This window comes from uncultured Gordonia sp. (genome assembly GCF_937858515.1).
GTDB lineage: Bacteria > Actinomycetota > Actinomycetes > Mycobacteriales > Mycobacteriaceae > Gordonia.
In genome coordinates, this window is record NZ_CALLZT010000019.1 from 1 (window position 1) to 18361 (window position 18361).

The following is an 18361-nucleotide window of genomic DNA, read 5'->3' on the forward strand; positions in this document are numbered from 1 at the left end:
CAACCGCAACAAGAGCGTCGGCGCGCAGCTCGCGATCGACATCGAGCGCATCCTCAACTACGAGATCAACGACCGGACCGCCGCATCGCTGCGCCCGGTGTACACCGACGACCGTGGCCGCCGCTATCTCGATGCGGACACCGTCACTGTGCCCAGCACCGGGTCCGCCGGGTTGTCGTACGCGGCGTTCTGCACCGACGGGATGCGGATGGTCCACACGGGCACCTGCAACGACGGTGTCGGCAAGTCGATGTCGGGCGGCACCGTGATCGTCGGCTCCCCCGGCGGCGGCTCACCCGGGGTCGGCGGCAATGTCCTGGTCGGCAACTTCGCGCTGTTCGGCGCCACCGGCGGCCGGTTGTTCGTCGAGGGTGAGGCGGGTGACCGGTTCGCGGTCCGCAACTCGGGCGCGACGGCCGTCGTCGAGGGTCTGGGCGAGTACGGCTGCGAATACATGACCAACGGTGCTGTGTTCAATCTCGGCGGGTACGGCAAGGGCCTGGCCAACGGGATGAGCGGCGGATTCCTCTATCAGTACGACCCGGCGTGCACCCTGGAGTCCCGCATCAGCACCGATTCGGTGATCGTCGGCTCCGTCACCGGAGTGGACGATCCGTACGCGCCGTTCCACCACCATGCCGCCCGCACCCTGCTGCACATGCACGCGCAGGCCACCGGATCGGCACTGGCCACCAGGCTCATCCAGAACTGGGAGACCGAACGCCACTACGTCAGCTACGCCATGCCCAAGGCGCTGCTGCAGCATCAGGACAGCGACACCATCATGGCCAGCCTGTCCCAGCGTGAGCTGCTCGACGAACTGTCCACCGCGATCGCCGGCGACCAGGTCCGCAAACTGAAGGTCTCGATCCGGCACAAGGCACCGGTCGCGGACGGGCTCACCCCCGAGTTCGGCCACACCGACGACGAACAGATGTTCCGTGTGCTCGGCGCGTTCATCGTCTTCGAACTCGCCCGGGAAGTGGCGACCCGCCGCCTGCGCAAGACCTCGGCGGAAACCGGCGAGACCGCGATAGCCAAGGCCGCCCGCAATCTGGTGCTGACCGAGGACTTCGAACTCACCGGGCGCGTCAAGAAGTATGCCCGCGACATCCTCTCCGGCTACACCCGCGAGCAGCTCGCGGCACTGATCGGCAACAAGCGCGTCACCGACTACAAGAACGCGCTGTGGCTGCGTAACGTCCGGTCGATCGACGCGCCCGCGACCTACGGCTGGGTTCTTCATCAAGATGCCGTCAACCGCGAAAAGCTCGGTGGACTGCCCGGTTTCGATGAGCTCTTCGCCTCCAGAGCCGTCCCGGATGTCACCGCTACCATTGCGGCCGGTATATATCACAGTGACGCAAATCGCACTGACAAATTTAAGGTCGGATAGACATGGAACTGCCTCACATTCCCGCGGACGTACCCTTCACGGGCGAACAGAAGGCCTGGCTGGCAGGATTTCTGGCCGGATTGAACACCCGGATCGGACTGCCTTCGGAGCCGGCGCAGCCCGCCGCTTCCGCTACTGCCCCGATTTCCGCCGCCACGATCGACGCGGCCGCACCTGCTACACAGCCGGCCGCCGAGCCCGCCGCAGCCGAAGCCGGTCCGCGACCGCTGCTGATCGTCTACGGCACGCAGACCGGCAACGCCGAGTACGTCGCCGAACAGATCGAAACCGCCGCAGCCGAGCACGGCTTCGCAGCCGCAACCAAGGACATGGGCGACATGGACCTGGATACGCTCGCGGCCGCCGGCCATCTGGTGATCGTCTGCTCCACCTACGGCGAGGGTGAGATGCCCGATGACGCCGAGGATTTCTGGCAGGAGGTCGCCGGTCCGGACGCACCGCGGCTCGAGGGCACCTATTTCGGTGTCGTCGCGCTCGGTGACTCCATCTACGACGGGTTCTGTCAGGCCGGCAAGAACTTCGATGCGCGGATCGCCGAACTGGGCGCGACCAGAGTCATCGACCGCGTCGACTGCGATGTCGATTACCAGGGACCGGCCGACGACTGGATCGCCGAGGCGCTGCCCGCGCTCGCCGCCGCCGGTGCCGCGGCCGCTGTCGAGGAACCCGCGGTCGAGGTCCCCACGCCCGAGCCCACCATCACCGAACCCGCAGTTGCCGAGCCCGCTGTTGTCGAGGTCCCCGAGACTCCCGAGCCCGCACCGGCGAAGTCCGGCGGCAAGTCCGCCTGGGGCCGAAAGAACCCCTATCCGGCGACGATCATCACCAACTCGGTGCTCTCCGGTGCCACCTCCGCCAAGGAGGTGCGGCACATCGAGATCTCGCTCGGCGATAGCGGTATCGCCTACGAACCAGGCGACGGCATCAGCATCGCCGCCGTCAACGACCCGGTCGTCGTCGATCTGATCCTCAAGCGCATCGGTGCCACCGGCGACGAGGTGATCAAGGACCGCAAGACCGAGCACTCCCTGCGCGAGGCACTCACCCATCACTACGAGGTCGGTGTGCCCACCAAGTACCTGGTCGACTACATCGCCAAACGCACCCACGACCCCGAGATCAGCCACCTCGTCGACACCGGCGATCACGAGGCACTCGACGCCTGGTTGTACGGCCGCGACGTCCTCGACGTCCTCAACGTCGACCCGAACCTCACCATCACCCCCGAGGAACTGATCGCCGAACTCAAGCCACTGGCCGCGCGCGTCTACTCGATCTCATCGAGCCCGCGAGTTCACTCCGGTTCGGTGCACATCACCATGGCCACGGTCCGCTACCGCACCGGGAACCGCGATCGAGGCGGCGTGTGTTCGACCTACCTCGCCGATCGGCGATCGGTGGGCGAGCAGGTGGGCGTGTACATCACCCCCAACAAGTCGTTCCGGCTGCCCGCCGATGACGCCAAGGTCATCATGATCGGGCCCGGTACCGGCGTCGCGCCGTTCCGCGCCTTCCTGCATGAGCGGGTGTCGCAGGGAGCCACGGGCGAGAACTGGCTGTTCTTCGGCGATCAGCACCGCGCCAGCGATTTCATCTACGCCGACGAGTTTGGTCAGTTCGTCACCGACGGCGTCCTCACCCATCTCGACCTCGCATTCTCACGCGATCAGGAACACAAGGTCTACGTGCAGAACCGGATGCTCGAAAAGGGCGCCGAATTCTTCTCCTGGCTCGAATCCGGCGCCCACATCTACGTGTGCGGTGACGCGACCCGGATGGCGCACGACGTCGACGAAGCCCTCCACGAGCTCATCGCCGAGCACGGCGGACTCTCGGCCAACGACACCGAGGCCTACATCAGCAAGCTCAAATCCGACAAGCGCTACCTGCGCGACGTGTACTAGAGACTCGCCCGGCGGCGAGCAGGAAGGAACAGGCGACGATGCCCGATTCCCCGGACACAACACCCGATGACTCGACCGGCACCGCCGGTGACCACGAGGTCACCGGTATCACCCGGCACGGATGCGCGAATGCATCGGGCTGTTACTGTCCGGGCCGGGCACGGCACACGGCCAGCGATCTGGACACGCTGTTGGCCACGCCCGGGTTCGCCGGGGCCGTGCTCGAGACCCCGATCCGCGAACTGGCCGCCAACCTGTCCCTGCTCGACCGTGTGGTCGGGGTGACCGTCGCCGGCCCCGTCGTCATGAACGACGTGGGCGTGCACAGCGCTCCGGGTGAGATCGGTGGACCGCTGCGGCCGGACGGTTCCCGCATCTCGCTGCGGATCAATCCCCGACGCCTCGGGAAAGCCCTGATCACCGAGCCGTCAGCGCATGTTCCGCCGACGCTGCGCCTGTTCGATGCCGACGGGAACACCGCGCACGCGACGTATCTGACCGAGCACTCCGACCGGCTGGCGTTCGAGGCGCTGTCGTTGGCGGTGCCGCCCACCGGAGACGACCCTGGCCAGTCAGCCGACCAACACGTCGAGCCGGACGCATCCCAGATCCCCGACGATGACCAGATTGCTCTGTTCGACACACTGCTCGATGACTGCGGGGCCTGGCGGCGCGGCCGTCTGGCCGACGAAACCATCGCTTCACCACTGCCCGCGGTCCGCGTCGAGCAGGCCCGGGTGATCTCCGCACTCGAGCACGCCGCGCTGCTGGGTATGCCGCTGACGTTGTGCGCGGTCGCCACAGGATGTCTGCAGATGCGCCATGCCGAGCTCGACGGATGCCGGGAACACAACGGCACCATGGTGATCGCGTCGGGAACGGCGCGCGTGATGATCAACTTCAATCTCGTCGAGGATTGCTGGATCACGTGGTCGCAGGGCGCGTGCGGCCGCACCGGGGCGATCGAACTGTACGACCGGCACGGCCGGTGCAGTTTCGTGGCCACCCAGACCGGGCCGGTCGCCGCCATCGCCTCGGAAGCCTGGGATCAGCTCATCGACGATCTCGCCGCCTGAGAGCGCCGTATACGCACAACACCCCCGATCGCCGGGAAACCCGGCCTTCGGGGGTGTTGTCGTAGTGCTAGTAGGCCGATCAGTCGTCCTTCATCGCCCCGGGAGCGTTCGACTGGACCTGCATCAGGAACTCGATATTGGTCTTGGTCTTCTTGAGCTGCGAGATCAGCAGATCAATGGCCTGCTGCGAATCGAGCCCGCTGAGCACCCGGCGCAGCTTGTGCACGATCGAGAACTCCTCGGGCGAGAGCAGTAGCTCATCCTTGCGAGTGCTCGACAGGTTCACGTCGACCGCGGGGAACACCCGGCGTTCGGAGATCTTGCGGTCGAGCTTGAGCTCGGCGTTGCCGGTGCCCTTGAACTCCTCGAAAATGACCGTGTCACCGGTCGATCCGGTCTCCACCAGCGCCGACGCGATGATCGTGAGCGAACCGCCGTTCTCGATGTTGCGCGCGGCGCCGAGGAACCGCTTGGGCGGGTACAGGGCCGTCGAGTCGACACCACCGGACAGGATACGTCCCGACGCCGGCGACGCGTTGTTGTACGCGCGGCCTAGACGGGTGATCGAGTCGAGCAGAACCACCACGTCCTTGCCCTGCTCGACGAGGCGCTTGGCCCGTTCGATGGCCAGTTCGGCAACCGAGGTGTGATCTGACGGCGGCCGGTCGAAGGTGGAGGCGATAACCTCACCCTTCACCGATCGCTGCATGTCGGTGACCTCTTCGGGGCGCTCGTCCACCAGCACCACCATCAGGTGGCATTCGGGGTTGTTGGTGGTGATCGCGTTGGCGATGTCCTGCAGGATCGTCGTCTTACCGGCCTTCGGCGGCGACACGATCAGCGCACGCTGGCCCTTGCCGATAGGCATGATCAGGTCGATGACGCGGGTGTCGAGACGCTCGGGCGTGGTTTCCAGCCGCAGCCGCTGATTGGGGTACAGCGGGGTGAGCTTGTTGAACTCGGGACGTTTGCGGGCCGCTTCGGGATCACCGCCGTTGACGGTGTCCAGACGTGCCAGGGGATTGAACTTCTGCCGCTGGTTGGCCTGCTCACCGTCCTTGGGCACCTTCACCGCACCGGTTACCGCATCGCCACGGCGCAGTCCGTAGCGGCGCACCAGGTTCATCGACACGTAGACGTCGTTCTGCCCGGCCAGGTAGCCGGAAGTGCGCACGAAGGCGTAGTTGTCGAGGACGTCGAGAATGCCCGCGACCGGCTGCAGGACGTCGTCCTCGGCGATCTGCGGCTCACCCGAGGCCACCGAGTCGCGGTCACGCCCGCGGCGGCGCTCGCGGAAACGCCTGCCGCGGCGGCCGCGGCCGCCGCCGTCCTCGTCGTCATCGTCGCGTGGGCCGTTCTGCCCACCCTGCTGGTTCTTGCCCTGTTGGTTCTTGCTCTGTTGGTTATCACCGCGCTGGCCGTCGCCGCGCTGGTTGTCCCCGCGCTGGTTGTTGTTCTGGCCCTGCTGATTGCGATTCCGGTTACGGCCGCGACCATCACCCTGGGCGTTGTCACCCTGCTGCTCGCCGGCGGCGCTCTCGGCACGCGGCGATTCCGGCCTGCCGCCCTCGCTCTTGCCGGATTCGTTCTTGCCGGATTCGGCCTTCACGGCGTCGTCCTTGGCCGGTTCATCGGCCCGCGGCTCGCCCGCGGGTCCACCAGGTTGACCCGCGTCGGTGGTGGCGCTGTCGGTGGTGGCCGAAGCAGCCTCAGGCGCGCTGTCGGTACCCTCGTCGGTAACCTTGGCCGCACGCGGCGCACGAGTCGTGCGGGGCGCCTTGGTCTTGACGACTTTGGCCGTGTCCGCGCTCTTGGGCACGTCGGGGGTCAGGGTGAGCTGATCGGCGCCGCCCTGACGTTCTTTGATAGCGGCGATGAGATCGCCCTTGCGCATGCCCGATGTGCCTTTGATACCCAGCTCACCGGCCAGAGCACGCAATTCGGTGAGGACCATGCCGGAAAGTCCGGCACGTGCCTTGCTCTTCGGCGCGCTGATCACGTCCGTATCGGTCACGGATGTCCTTTCGTTCCCCGTTCTCTACTCATGAGATCGGGGTCTAGGCTGCCCCCGCGCTCAGCGGGAGAATGTACGTCCGGGTGGACGTCGGCAGGGAAAGTATTCGGGGTGTGCGCCACGAGAATCCCCGCTTCTATGGGCTCCGCATCGGGTGACACCCCGCCCGTACCCGGGGCGACTGCTCACCTCGGCCACACCCGGTGCGGTGTACGAGTTCCGGGATGAGATGTGCCGGATTGCGGAAGAGAAACGTGGCAGAAAACTCTGCGCGGCCAAGACCCATACTACGCTGGCCGTTTTCGCATACTACGGGTAACACGCCCGAAATTACAATCGGCGGCCATCATTCCCGTCCGGACGGGGTGTCACCAGGAGATCTCGACACCTTTGGCCACTTCGACGGGCCAGGTGGCGAATCCGATATCGTGCGCGAGCGCCACCACGTCGTCGGTCACCGGGAGCGCACCGAGGATCAGCACCGACGGCCCCGCCCCCGACACCATCGCGGCATAGCCGTGTTCGCGCAGCATCGCGACGAGTTCGGCACTGTGCGGCATCGACGGCGCCCGATACGGCTGGTGCAGACGGTCGACGGTTGCGTCGAAGAGGCATTCCGGATCCGTCGTGAGGGCAACCACCGCCAGCGCCGAACGCGACAGGTTGAACACCGCATCGGTGCGCGGGACCGAATCGGGCAACAGGCCACGCGTGTGCGAGGTCGATGACTCCGTCTCCGGCACGAATACCGTGGCCCGGATGTCGGGATGCACGGCCAGTCGACGGGCCAGGTAGATGTCACCATCGGCCACCACACCGTCGGGATTGGCCTCTAGGGGGCTGTCGGTCCAGGTCACCACCGCCCCGCCGAGTACGCTCGCGGCCGCGTTGTCCGGGTGACCCTCGAACTCGCCGGCAAGCTGCACCAGCTCGGCATCGGTGAACGGTTCACGAACACCGGCGGCGGCGAGCAGACCCGACGCCGCAGCGAAACCCGAGACTGCGGCGGCCGCCGACGAGCCGAGGCCGCGCGAATGCGGGATCGCGTTCACGCACTGCAGGGTCAGGCCGCTCGCGCTCGCGCCGCCGTATTCCAATCCGCGGCGCACCGCCCGCGCCACGAGATGCCGGTCGTCGCGGGGAATGTCGTCGGCGCCCTCGCCGACTGCATCGATGTGAATACCCGACGGAGCCGTCGTCACGGTCAACTCGTCGTACACTCCGAGCGCGATACCGAGGCAATCGAATCCCGGCCCCAGATTCGCACTCGAGGCCGGGACTCTAACCCGAGCTGAAATACCTTCGGGCAGAACAGTATCGGCATCCCCGACGGACGGGGGCGCCTCCGGCAGCAGGTCGCCGGCCATCTCCAGGTCAGCCGACACCGAGAGCATCCGCAACCGCAACCGGGTCGACCGGGATGGCGTTGACCTCGGGCATACCCGAGAGCGCGGTGTCCGGATCCTTGAGACCGTTACCGGTCACGGTGCACACGACGGTGCTGCCCGGCTCGATCCAGCCGTCGGCGTGGGCGGCGAGCAGGCCCGCCACGCTGGCGGCAGAGGCCGGTTCGACGAACACGCCTTCCTTGCCCGCGACCAGCCGGTAGGCCTCCAGCAGCTTCTCGTCGGTCGCCGCCCGGAACTGGCCGTTCGACTCGTCCTTGGCGGCGACCGCCTGATTCCAGCTCGCCGGCGATCCGATGCGGATCGCGGTGGCGATGGTCTCCGGATTCTTCACCGGTGCACCGTTCACCAACGGCGCCGCACCCGCGGCCTGCACGCCCAGCATCCGCGGCAGAGAGTAGCTGATGCCGTCGGCGTGGTATTCGCGGTAGCCCTTCCAGTAAGCGGTGATGTTGCCGGCATTGCCCACGGGCAACGCGTGCACATCGGGCGCTCGGCCCAGCACGTCGACGATCTCGAACGCGGCGGTCTTCTGCCCCTCGATACGGGCCGGGTTCACCGAGTTGACCAGTTCGATCTCCGGGAAGTCCGCGGTGACCTTGCGGGCCAGTTCGAGGCAGTCATCGAAGTTGCCCTGAACCTGAATGATCTTGGCGCCGTGCATAACCGCCTGCGCCAGCTTGCCCATGGCGATCTTGCCCTCAGGGATCAGCACGGCACAGGTGATACCGGCTCGGGTCGCATAAGCGGCGGCCGACGCGGATGTGTTGCCCGTCGACGCGCACAGAACGGCCCGCTTGCCGTTGTTGACTGCGGTGGTCACAGCCATCGTCATTCCGCGGTCCTTGAAGGAGCCGGTCGGGTTCAGCCCCTCCACCTTAAGGTACACTTCGCACCCGGTGAGCTCGGACAGGTGCGGTGCCGGCACCAGCGGAGTGGCGCCCTCCAGCAGCGTCACCACCTTCCAGTCGTCGGCGACGGGCATCCGCGACCGGTAGGCCTCGATGAGGCCCGGCCAGGCGCGGTGCACGGGGGTGGGGGTCACGTCAGTCGGGCTCACGTCAGTCATCTGTTCCTTCCATTCGGAGGACGCTGGATACCTTGATCACCGCATCCATGTCTTCCAGTGCCGCAACGGTTTCCGACTGCGCGCGGTCGGGTGCACGATGGGTCACCACGATCAGCCGGGCGTCGTCGCCGGCGCCCTCCTGACGCACCGCGGAGATACTCACCGAACGCTTGGAGAATTCGCCGGCCACCTGCGCGAGGACCCCGGGCCGGTCGGCAACCCGCATCGACACGTAGTAGCGGGTGGGCACGTCGTCGATGGAGGCGACGGGCAGTTCGGCGTAGGTGGATTCGAGTGGTCCGCGACCGCCGTGCACCTTGTTGCGCGCCGCCATCACCAGATCACCCATCACGGCCGAAGCCGTGGGAGCACCACCGGCACCCTGGCCGTAGAACATCAACCGCCCGGCGTTCTCGGCCTCCACCACCACTGCGTTGAACGCACCGCTGACCGAGGCCAGCGGATGGGACAGCGGGACGAGCGCCGGATAGACGCGAGCGGAGACCTGCTCGCCGTCGTCGCCGGCGATCCGCTCACAGATGGCGAGCAGCTTGACGGTGCAGTCGAACTTCTGGGCAGCGGCCAGGTCGGCCGCGGTGACCTCGGTGATGCCTTCGCGGTACACGTCAGCGGCCGTGACCCGGGTGTGGAAGGCGATCGAGGCGAGGATCGCGGCCTTGGCTGCCGCGTCATAGCCGCCGACGTCCGCCGTGGGGTCGGCCTCGGCGTACCCGAGACGGCCGGCCTCGGCGAGAGTCTCGTCGTAGCCCGCCCCGGTGGAATCCATCGCCGAGAGGATGAAGTTGGTGGTGCCGTTGACGATTCCGGCGACACGCTCCACCTTGTCACCGGCGAGGGACTGCATCAGTGGCCGAATCACCGGGATCGCACCGGCCACGGCGGCCTCGAAGTACAGGTCGACCTTCGCCTCGGCGGCGGCTCCGGCCAGCTCGCCGGTGTAGTCGGCCAGTAGCGCCTTGTTGGCCGACACCACGGACTTTCCGCCGGTCAGCGCTGTGCGGATCAGTTCCCGGGCCGGGTCGATACCGCCGACGAGTTCGACGACGATGTCGACGTCGTCGCGGGCCACCAGGGCGGCGGCATCGGTGGTGAGCAGTGCCGAATCGATCTTGCGTGGTTTGGTGAGGTCACGCACTGCCACGCCGCGGATCTCCAGCGGCGCGCCCACGCGAGCCCGCAGGTCGTCGGCGTTCTCCTCAAGAATGCGCACGACCTCGGCGCCGACGTTGCCCATGCCGAGCACCGCCACACCGATGGCCGGCCGGTCCTGAACGGCTTCGGTCACTTGCCTACCTCCAGTCGCAAGAAGTCTTCGATCGTCTCCCGACGGATCAGCAGTCGCGATGCGCCGTCGGCGACGGCCACCACCGGCGGACGCATCACCATGTTGTACCGGCTCGACATCGAGTAGCAGTATGCCCCCGTCGCCGCCACCGCCAGCAGATCCCCGGCCTGCAGGTCGCCCGGCAGCCAGCAATCCTTGATGATGATGTCACCGCTCTCGCAGTGCTTGCCCACCACCCGGCTCACCACCGCGGGCGCCGATGACACGCGCGAGACCAATCGTACGTCGTACTCCGCCTGGTACAGGACGGTGCGGATATTGTCGCTCATCCCGCCGTCGACCGAGACGTAGCGCCGGATGGCTCCGCGTTCGAGTTCGACGTCCTTGATGGTGCCGACCTCGTACACGGTGACGGTGCCGGGTCCGGCGATCGCCCGTCCGGGTTCGACGGCCAGGGTCGGCATCGGCAGTCCGACGGCGGCCGACTCGCGCCGGACGATCGCGGCCAGGGTGTCGGCGACGTCCTTCACCGGCAGCGGGTCGTCCTCTTCGAGGTACGAGATCCCCAGTCCCCCACCGAGATCGATGACTTCGAGTTGTGCGGTCTTGTCGACACCGAACTCGGAGACGATCTCCTTGAGCAGGCCCAGCACGCGGTGCGCGGCCAGTTCGAAACCGTCCATGTCGAAGATCTGCGAGCCGATGTGGCTGTGCAATCCGACGAGCCGCAGGTTGTCGGTGGCGAACACACGACGCACCGCGTCCATCGCGACGCCGCCGGACAGCGCGAACCCGAACTTCTGGTCCTCGTGCGCGGTGGCGATGAATTCATGGGTGTGCGCCTCCACGCCCACCGTGATCCGCACCAGCACGTCGGCGACGAGGCCCCGCTCACCCGCGAGGGCGTCGAGCCGATCGATCTCGGCGAGCGAGTCGAGCACGATGTGGCCGACGCCCGCATCGAGGGCGGCGGCCAGTTCCGCTGAGCTTTTATTGTTGCCGTGCAACGCGATTCGCTCCGCCGGGAAGCCCGCATGCAGAGCGACGGCGAGTTCGCCGCCCGAGCACACGTCCAGGCACAGACCTTCCTCGTTCACCCAGCGGGCGATCTCGGTGCTCAGAAATGCCTTGGACGCGTAGTGAACCCGGCCGTATTGACCGAACGCTCCGATCATATCGGCGCAGCGGGACCGGAAGTCCTTCTCGTCCACCACGAACAGCGGAGTGCCGTATTCGCGGGCCAGCTCGCACACCGGCACACCGGCCAGTGTCACCTCACCCGAATCGTCACGGATTGCGTTGCGCGGCCACACATTTGCGGGAATCTCGGCGAGAACGGCCGGATCGTTGGGGCGCTGCGCGAGATGCGGGGCCGCCGGGATGTCCGCGTGCCGGGGTCCGGCCGGATGCGCGCTCACATCCGCTCCGGTGCGCTCACGCCAACCAGGTCCAGGCCGTTGGCCAGCACCTGCCGGGTCGCCTCGCACAGCGCCAGCCGCGCGCGGTGGATGTCGCCGGGCTCCTCGTCGCCCTGCGGCAGGACCCGGCAGCGCGCGTAGAAGCGGTGGTAGGCCCCGGCGAGGGTTTCGAGGTACCGGCACACCCGGTGCGGTTCGCGCAGTTCGGCGGCGGTGGCGACCACCTCGTCGTAGTCACCGATGGTGCGGATCAGATCGCCCTCTGCGGGGTCGTCGAGCAGTCCGAGATTGTCGGTGCCGAGTTCGAGGCCGAGTTCGGCGGCGCTGCGAGCCAGCGCCGACAGCCGGGCGTGCGCGTACTGGACGTAATACACTGGATTGTCGTTGGACTGCTTGACCAGCAGATCCAGGTCGATATCGATGTTGACGTCCACCGACGACCGGATGAGCGAGTAGCGGGCGCCGTCGACACCGACCGCGCCGACCAGGTCGTCGATGGTGATGACGTTGCCCGCACGTTTGCTCATCCGCACCGGCTGGCCGTCCTTGACGAGGTTCACCATCTGCCCGATCAGGACTTCGACGGTGTCCGGGTCGTCACCGAGCGACGCCGCGGCCGCCTTGAGTCGTTTGATGTAGCCGTGGTGGTCGGCGCCGAGCATGTAGACGCACAGGTCGAAGCCGCGGTCGCGTTTGTCGCGGTAGTAGGCGATGTCTCCGGCGATGTAGGCGGCCTCACCGTCACTCTTGATGACGACGCGGTCCTTGTCGTCGCCGAAGTCGGTGGTGCGCAGCCACCAGGCACCATCCTTCTCGTACAGGTTGCCGTTGGCCTTGAGCTGTTCGATGCAGGTGTCGACGAGTCCGCGCTCGAACATCGAGTTCTCGTGGGTATACACGTCGAAGTCGGTGCCGAACTCGTGCAGGCTGCGTTTGATCTGACCGAACATCAGCTCGACGCCCTCGGCGCGGAACGTTTCGCGGCGCTCGTCGGGCTCCTGGTCGAGGACGCCGGGCACGTTCGCGACCACGTTCTCGGCGATCTCGGTGATGTAGTCGCCGGCGTACCCGTCCTCAGGTGTGGGCTGTCCCAGCGCGGATGCCTCCAGCGACTTGGCAAAGCGATCGATCTGGCCGCCGTGGTCGTTGAAGTAGTACTCGCGGGTGACCGCGGCGCCGCGGGCGGCGAACACGCGGCCCAGTGCGTCGCCGACGGCCGCCCAGCGGGTGCCGCCGAGGTGGATCGGGCCGGTCGGGTTGGCCGAGACGAATTCGAGGTTGATCGCGGTGCCGGACAGTTCGCTGCCGCGCCCGTAGTCCACGGCCTTGGCCAGCACCGATTCGACGACGGTATTCTGCGCGGCGGCGGCCAGCCACACGTTGACGAATCCGGGACCGGCGACATCGGCCTTGTCGATGCCGTCGGCGGCGGCAAACGCCTCGGCGAGCCAGCCGGCGAACTCACGCGGCACCACGCCGAGACGTTTGCCCAGTTGCAGCGCGATATTGGTGGCGTAGTCGCCGTGGTCGGCGTTGCGGGGACGCTCGACCACCACGGTCTCGGGCACCAGCGAGGTATCGAGGCCCCGGTCGGACACGACGGTCAGCGTTATCTCGCGGAGAAGCGCAGCGAGGGCGGCAGGAGTCACGGGTATTCATCCTATGTTCCGGGGCCTGTGATGGGACAATCGACTCCACCTGTGCCCGGCCCTCACCCCTGCCGGGTTCGCCGGAAGCGGCAGATGGGACGTTCGTAGCAGCCGCCGCCCGGTGGCCCGCCCCGTCCCCCGCTGGAGGTTCACCGCATCGTGTCCGAAGCCCCGACACCCGCCCCCGCCTCCCGCCCGTGGCTGCTACCTGCGGCGATCGGCATCGTCGCGCTGCTTCTGGGTGTCGGGCTGGGGTGGTTGCTCACCGCCAGCTTCGCCGGCGACTCCGAGGATCATCCGGACAGCGGTTCGGCGGCGGTGGGGTTCGCGCAGGACATGATCGTGCACCACGCGCAGGGTGTGGAGATGGCCGAGGTCGTGATCGCGCAGGGCGCAGACCCCGCGATCAAGAAGATCGCGCTGACCATCCTGGCCGATCAGACCCGCGAGATCGGCCAGATGACCGGGTGGCTCAACCTGTGGGATCAGCCGGTCGAGAACCCCGACGCACCGATGACATGGATGGGTCACGGATCGTCGGACTCCGATTCCGGCGGTCATGACATGTCGTCGCACGCCGGTCACAGCATGAGTACGCCCGCGCCCACCACCCCTGCAGCGGCCGACAAGCCGGCGATGCCGGGCATGGCCACCGATGCGGAGATGACCAAGCTGCGGTCGCTGCACGGTGCCGACGCCGACACCTTCTTCATCCAGCTGATGCTGCGCCACCACGAGGGCGGCCTGCACATGATGACCTACGCCGCCAACCCGGCCAACGTCTCGCAGGAGTACGTCCGCGACCTCGCCGGCCACATGGACGGCCAGCAAACCGATGAAATCGCCCTGTTCAGAAGCCTCCTGGCCGAACGCAATACCCCACCGCTGCCTATGAACTGAGGACACTCAGTTCATAGGCAGCCCGGCAGCTTCTCCACCGCCGTGATGGTCTCCCCCTTCTCGATCTGCGTGATCGAGAAGCGATCTGTGAGATGCCGTTCAGCAAGTTCGGCCTGCGTCAGGTCATGGGCAGCTATGTCTGCTCTACGAAGACCTGGTCGATCGTGTCGACGCCGGCGAGCAGGCGGGCACTCCACCGCGAGATCTGCTCGGCGTTGGCGCACTCGACCCGACGACGCGTGTCGGCATCGATTTCCCCGAACTTGAGGGTCAGCTGCTCGATGAACAATCCGGCTCGGCCTTCGGCTCGGGCTTCATCCTGCCGTTCGGCTCGCCCTTCCGCTCGCCCTTGGGCGATGAGCACGTCTGCTGTATTCATGGCGGCCTCCACTGCTTCGGTTCCGACTGTTACGGCGTAGTGGACGATGTCTTCGACGGGTGTGGGACTTACTCTTACAAGATACTGGAACAAGGCTTCGAGGCGTCTGTTGTCAAGTTCGATGATGTGATCAGTCCAGTTCGGCAGCCAGTGAGTGGCATCGGGATCGTCCGGTGCTTTGGTGAGGAACACGAAGGTGATCCGCGCGGCGGTGGTCAACGGACGGGCACGGAGCGCGGCGTCATCGACGGTGGTGAGGTCGTCGAGCAGGTAGGCACAGTGCGGAATCAGATTCCCGGCGACGGATGAGAATGATTCGTCGATGTGGAGGAGGTCGGCGATGTCAGTGGGAGCGGTCCAGCGACGCCGGCCTTGGTAAACGACCACGGGAACAATCAGTGGCAGTGGCGGTTTACCGGATTCGGCTGGATGTTGGTCGCGGTGTCGTTCCCAGATGCGGACCTGGTAGCGCAACATCCGGAAGGCCATGAGCGGATCGGGGCTGCGCTGATGTTCGATGAGGACATACAGATAGGCGTCCAGCTCATCGATCGTGGTTTTGAACAGGACGTCTGTCTGCTGGTGGCGCAGGTCGTCATCGATGAAGGTTCCCTCCTGGAGGGCGAGATCATCGAAGTTGATGTGGTCGGCCAACTTTGGCGGCAGGACTGAGCGTAGCTCTGATCCTGCGTCGCCGGGGTCGGTGAAGATCAGCCGAAACAGCGCATCGTGCGGTTGCCCGCCTGCGGACGTATCCCCCTCGTTCATCATGGGGAGAACCATACTGACGGGTTCGGACATTCGTCCGTCGTCACCTGCTCTGGACGAGACCGAGAATCCGTGGGTCCGCAAGGAATCGTCGGCTCCCGCAGCCAGTTCACCCTAATTTGAACGAACCCTCCAGAAACACCCGGACGGATACGTGCGCGCACGACGCATGGCCCCTGATACGTAGCGCCGGTTGGTACCGGTGGTCTGCGTAGTTGGTACTCGGATTCTGTGGGGTGGGTACTGCTGCCGGCTCCGGCCCGGTTGTTGCCGGGCCGGGCCGGAGTCGATGGTGCAAGGGGTTATTCCCAGAATTGTTCGGATGTTCGTGTTTGGTCGTGGCAGGCCTTGCGCATGTCGATCCCGCCGAGTTCAATGCGGCGGGCGTGGTGGGCGAGGCGGTCGACGATGGAGTCGGCGGCGACTCGATCAGGTAGGGCGTCGACCCAGTGTGCGGGGCCGGTTTGGGAGGCGATGATCGTGGCGAGTCGTTCGTTGCGGTTGGCCAGGATCGCGAACAGGTCGTTGCCGGCTTCGGGATCGATGCTGACGGTGAGGAAGTCGTCGATGATCAGCAGGTCGATCGTGGAGAGCCGGTCGATGAGTTTTTGGTGGGCGATGACGTCGGTGCGGGCGATGGCCAGGTCGCGGGCGAGTTCGTCGAGTCTGGTGTAGATCACCGGGTGGGTGCGGTGGCAGGCGGCGATCCCGATCGCGCAGGCGATGTAGGTTTTGCCACCTCCTGTTGGTGAGGTGATCAGCACGTTGAGGTGATCGGCTCGCCAGTCGGTGGTGCCGTAGCGGGTCATGCGGACCGGGTTGAGGCCCCGGCCGTCGCGGTAGTCGATTTCAGCGATCGTGGCGGTGGGGATGGGGAACTTGGCGGCTTTGATCAGTTTGTCGATCTTGCCGGCGGTGCGGGCGTCCATCGCGTCGTCAACGGCGGTGAGGAACAGCTGTTCGGGAGTGACGGCGTCGTTGGCCTCATCGCTGATCAGTTCTTCGAATCGTGCGGCGATGTGGGTGACGCGCAGGGCCCGGAACTTGTCGTAGTCCTCGCTGGTGAACACGCTCATCAGCGCACCTGCCCTTCGGGGCCGGTGGTGTCGTAGTGCGAGGCGTCGCGAACGTAGACTTCGGGCCCCAGCGGTTGGGCTGGCCCATTGGGGTTGGGGCCGGGGCGCTGTCGTCGTGTTGATGGTGCCGGTACCGGTCGTAGTGGCACATAGGTGACAGTTTGGTTGTCATGTCGCGGCAGCGGCGTTGATCGTTGCTTCGAACTCGACCGGCGTCAACCGACCAAGGTGGGACGGGTATCTCAGCGTTGACGGTCGAGGACGTTGCGTTGCAGTAGCGCGAAGAAACTCTTCATCGCGGCGCTATCCCCGACTTTGCCCATCGACCTGGCCAGTCCATGAGTATTCAAGCCATGAGTATTCTTCAAGGCGAGTACGAATTTTCGTGACCGGAACAGCGATCCCCGATCTGTCTGAATTGTCCGCAGCAGCCGGCGACTTCTCCACGACGGGCCGCCGCGTTGTGCAGCGCTACCGTAGCCAACCGGGACTTCATCGGCGAGTCCATGCTGTAGCCGACGATCTGCCGGCCAGGAGTACACGTCCGTGATGGCGCACAGATAGAGCCTGCCTTCGGCGGTGTGGTGTTAGGTGATATCGGTCAGCCACAACTGATTCGGCTCGGCGGCGGTAAGAAGGTCGCGTTGGACCAGATCATCGTGAATCGGTGACCGTTACGGCTCACTTCTTGCCGACCACTGACCACCACCGGTTGACGCGGCAGATCTGCCGCGCCGCTCGCTCGGCCATCGATTCACCCACGGTATCGGCTTGCCCGGCAAGGAACCGGTAGCCGAACTCCGTATCCTCGCAGTGCGCATCGAAATCGAACAGGGCATTGGCCCGATTCTGCCTACTCAGCTCCCGCAGTTCAGGTGATACGTAGCGCCGGTTGGTACCGGTGGTCTGCGTAGTTGGTACTCGGATTCTGTGGGGTGGGTACTGCTGCCGGCTCCGGCCCGGTTGTTGCCGGGCCGGGCCGGAGTCGATGGTGCAAGGGGTTATTCCCAGAATTGTTCGGATGTTCGTGTTTGGTCGTGGCAGGCCTTGCGCATGTCGATCCCGCCGAGTTCAATGCGGCGGGCGTGGTGGGCGAGGCGGTCGACGATGGAGTCGGCGGCGACTCGATCAGGTAGGGCGTCGACCCAGTGTGCGGGGCCGGTTTGGGAGGCGATGATCGTGGCGAGTCGTTCGTTGCGGTTGGCCAGGATCGCGAACAGGTCGTTGCCGGCTTCGGGATCGATGCTGACGGTGAGGAAGTCGTCGATGATCAGCAGGTCGATCGTGGAGAGCCGGTCGATGAGTTTTTGGTGGGCGATGACGTCGGTGCGGGCGATGGCCAGGTCGCGGGCGAGTTCGTCGAGTCTGGTGTAGATCACCGGGTGGGTGCGGTGGCAGGCGGCGATCCCGATCGCGCAGGCGATGTAGGTTTTGCCACCTCCTGTTGGTGAGGTGATCAGCACGTTGAGGTGATCGGCTCGCCAGTCGGTGGTGCCGTAGCGGGTCATGCGGACCGGGTTGAGGCCCCGGCCGTCGCGGTAGTCGATTTCAGCGATCGTGGCGGTGGGGATGGGGAACTTGGCGGCTTTGATCAGTTTGTCGATCTTGCCGGCGGTGCGGGCGTCCATCGCGTCGTCAACGGCGGTGAGGAACAGCTGTTCGGGAGTGACGGCGTCGTTGGCCTCATCGCTGATCAGTTCTTCGAATCGTGCGGCGATGTGGGTGACGCGCAGGGCCCGGAACTTGTCGTAGTCCTCGCTGGTGAACACGCTCATCAGCGCACCTGCCCTTCGGGGCCGGTGGTGTCGTAGTGCGAGGCGTCGCGAACGTAGACTTCGGGCCCCAGCGGTTGGGCTGGCCCATTGGGGTTGGGGCCGGGGCGCTGTCGTCGTGTTGATGGTGCCGGTACCGGTCGTAGTGGCACATCGGCATCGGCGTGGATGGAGGCCATGGCCCGCTTGACGGTCGTATACGACGGA

General features: G+C 66.0%; 13 protein-coding genes and 2 pseudogenes. 4 read left to right on the forward strand and 11 right to left on the reverse strand.

The annotated features are described in order from the left end of the window. From Q0627_RS01455 to Q0627_RS01465, 3 genes and pseudogenes are all read left to right on the forward strand, one after another. A pseudogene (locus tag Q0627_RS01455) lies at positions 1–1396 on the forward strand (glutamate synthase large subunit); the annotation flags it as partial. A gap of 2 nt (positions 1397–1398) precedes the next feature. Further along, positions 1399–3321: a sulfite reductase flavoprotein subunit alpha gene (locus Q0627_RS01460; RefSeq protein ID WP_298807307.1), complete on the forward strand. Its 1923-nt coding sequence runs from the start codon at positions 1399–1401 to the stop codon at positions 3319–3321. Positions 3322–3359: 38 nt separating this feature from the next. After that, complete coding sequence (locus tag Q0627_RS01465; protein ID WP_298807309.1) at positions 3360–4397, forward strand: heme transporter; 1038 nt, start codon at positions 3360–3362, stop codon at positions 4395–4397. A gap of 79 nt (positions 4398–4476) precedes the next feature. On the opposite strand, the gene rho is transcribed toward Q0627_RS01465, so the two are convergent. The 6 genes from rho to argS all read right to left on the reverse strand — a co-directional run bounded on the left by rho (position 4477) and on the right by argS (position 13259). Then, a complete protein-coding gene (rho, locus tag Q0627_RS01470) occupies positions 4477–6351 on the reverse strand; it encodes a transcription termination factor Rho (protein ID WP_298807325.1) in 1875 nt (624 codons plus the stop codon). 428 nt (positions 6352–6779) lie between these two features. Further along, positions 6780–7778, reverse strand: coding sequence for a homoserine kinase (gene thrB, locus Q0627_RS01475; protein ID WP_298807327.1), 999 nt, complete (start codon positions 7776–7778; stop codon positions 6780–6782). A 7-nt stretch (positions 7779–7785) separates the two neighbouring features. Next, positions 7786–8877 carry a threonine synthase gene (gene thrC, locus Q0627_RS01480; protein ID WP_298807310.1) on the reverse strand — a complete coding sequence of 364 codons (1092 nt, stop codon included), beginning with the start codon at positions 8875–8877 and terminating at the stop codon, positions 7786–7788. A gap of 1 nt (position 8878) precedes the next feature. Next, positions 8879–10192: a homoserine dehydrogenase gene (locus Q0627_RS01485; RefSeq protein WP_298807312.1), complete on the reverse strand. Its 1314-nt coding sequence runs from the start codon at positions 10190–10192 to the stop codon at positions 8879–8881. Next, on the reverse strand, positions 10189–11610 hold the full coding sequence (gene lysA / locus Q0627_RS01490; protein WP_298807314.1) for a diaminopimelate decarboxylase: 1422 nt from the start codon (positions 11608–11610) through the stop codon (positions 10189–10191). Before lysA ends, Q0627_RS01485 begins: the two co-directional genes overlap by 4 nt. Continuing rightward, positions 11607–13259: an arginine--tRNA ligase gene (gene argS, locus Q0627_RS01495; protein ID WP_298807316.1), complete on the reverse strand. Its 1653-nt coding sequence runs from the start codon at positions 13257–13259 to the stop codon at positions 11607–11609. The genes lysA and argS overlap by 4 nt, the downstream gene beginning before the upstream one ends. Positions 13260–13418: 159 nt before the next feature. Here argS and Q0627_RS01500 point away from each other — a divergent pair, with 159 nt between their 5' ends. Further along, positions 13419–14159, forward strand: a complete 741-nt coding sequence (locus Q0627_RS01500; protein WP_291012485.1) for a DUF305 domain-containing protein — start codon at positions 13419–13421, stop codon at positions 14157–14159. 133 nt (positions 14160–14292) lie between these two features. Here the strand turns inward: Q0627_RS01500 and Q0627_RS01505 are convergent, their stop codons facing one another. From Q0627_RS01505 to Q0627_RS01525, 5 genes and pseudogenes are all read right to left on the reverse strand, one after another. Then, positions 14293–15309: an Rpn family recombination-promoting nuclease/putative transposase gene (locus Q0627_RS01505; RefSeq protein ID WP_291012487.1), complete on the reverse strand. Its 1017-nt coding sequence runs from the start codon at positions 15307–15309 to the stop codon at positions 14293–14295. Between the two features lie 299 nt (positions 15310–15608). Next, positions 15609–16382, reverse strand: a complete 774-nt coding sequence (locus Q0627_RS01510) for an ATP-binding protein (protein ID WP_298807321.1) — start codon at positions 16380–16382, stop codon at positions 15609–15611. A gap of 248 nt (positions 16383–16630) precedes the next feature. Next, positions 16631–17047, reverse strand: a pseudogene (locus tag Q0627_RS01515) (transposase); the annotation flags it as partial. 336 nt (positions 17048–17383) lie between these two features. Beyond that, positions 17384–18157 carry an ATP-binding protein gene (locus Q0627_RS01520; RefSeq protein WP_298807321.1) on the reverse strand — a complete coding sequence of 258 codons (774 nt, stop codon included), beginning with the start codon at positions 18155–18157 and terminating at the stop codon, positions 17384–17386. Next, on the reverse strand, positions 18157–18361 hold a 205-nt coding region (locus Q0627_RS01525), incomplete at its 5' end, for a hypothetical protein (protein WP_298807323.1). The genes Q0627_RS01525 and Q0627_RS01520, both read right to left, overlap by 1 nt.

What these genes read in the sequence shown, in the direction of transcription:
- Q0627_RS01460 (WP_298807307.1), top strand. Translation starts at nt 1,399, where the DNA reads ATGGAACTGCCTCACATTCCCGCGGACGTACCCTTCACGGGCGAACAG.
- Q0627_RS01505 (WP_291012487.1), bottom strand. Translation starts at nt 15,309, where the DNA reads ATGATGAACGAGGGGGATACGTCCGCAGGCGGGCAACCGCACGATGCG.
- Q0627_RS01520 (WP_298807321.1), bottom strand. Translation starts at nt 18,157, where the DNA reads ATGAGCGTGTTCACCAGCGAGGACTACGACAAGTTCCGGGCCCTGCGC.
- Q0627_RS01465 (WP_298807309.1), top strand. Translation starts at nt 3,360, where the DNA reads ATGCCCGATTCCCCGGACACAACACCCGATGACTCGACCGGCACCGCC.
- Q0627_RS01510 (WP_298807321.1), bottom strand. Translation starts at nt 16,382, where the DNA reads ATGAGCGTGTTCACCAGCGAGGACTACGACAAGTTCCGGGCCCTGCGC.
- thrB (WP_298807327.1), bottom strand. Translation starts at nt 7,778, where the DNA reads ATGGCCGGCGACCTGCTGCCGGAGGCGCCCCCGTCCGTCGGGGATGCC.
- rho (WP_298807325.1), bottom strand. Translation starts at nt 6,351, where the DNA reads ATGGTCCTCACCGAATTGCGTGCTCTGGCCGGTGAGCTGGGTATCAAA.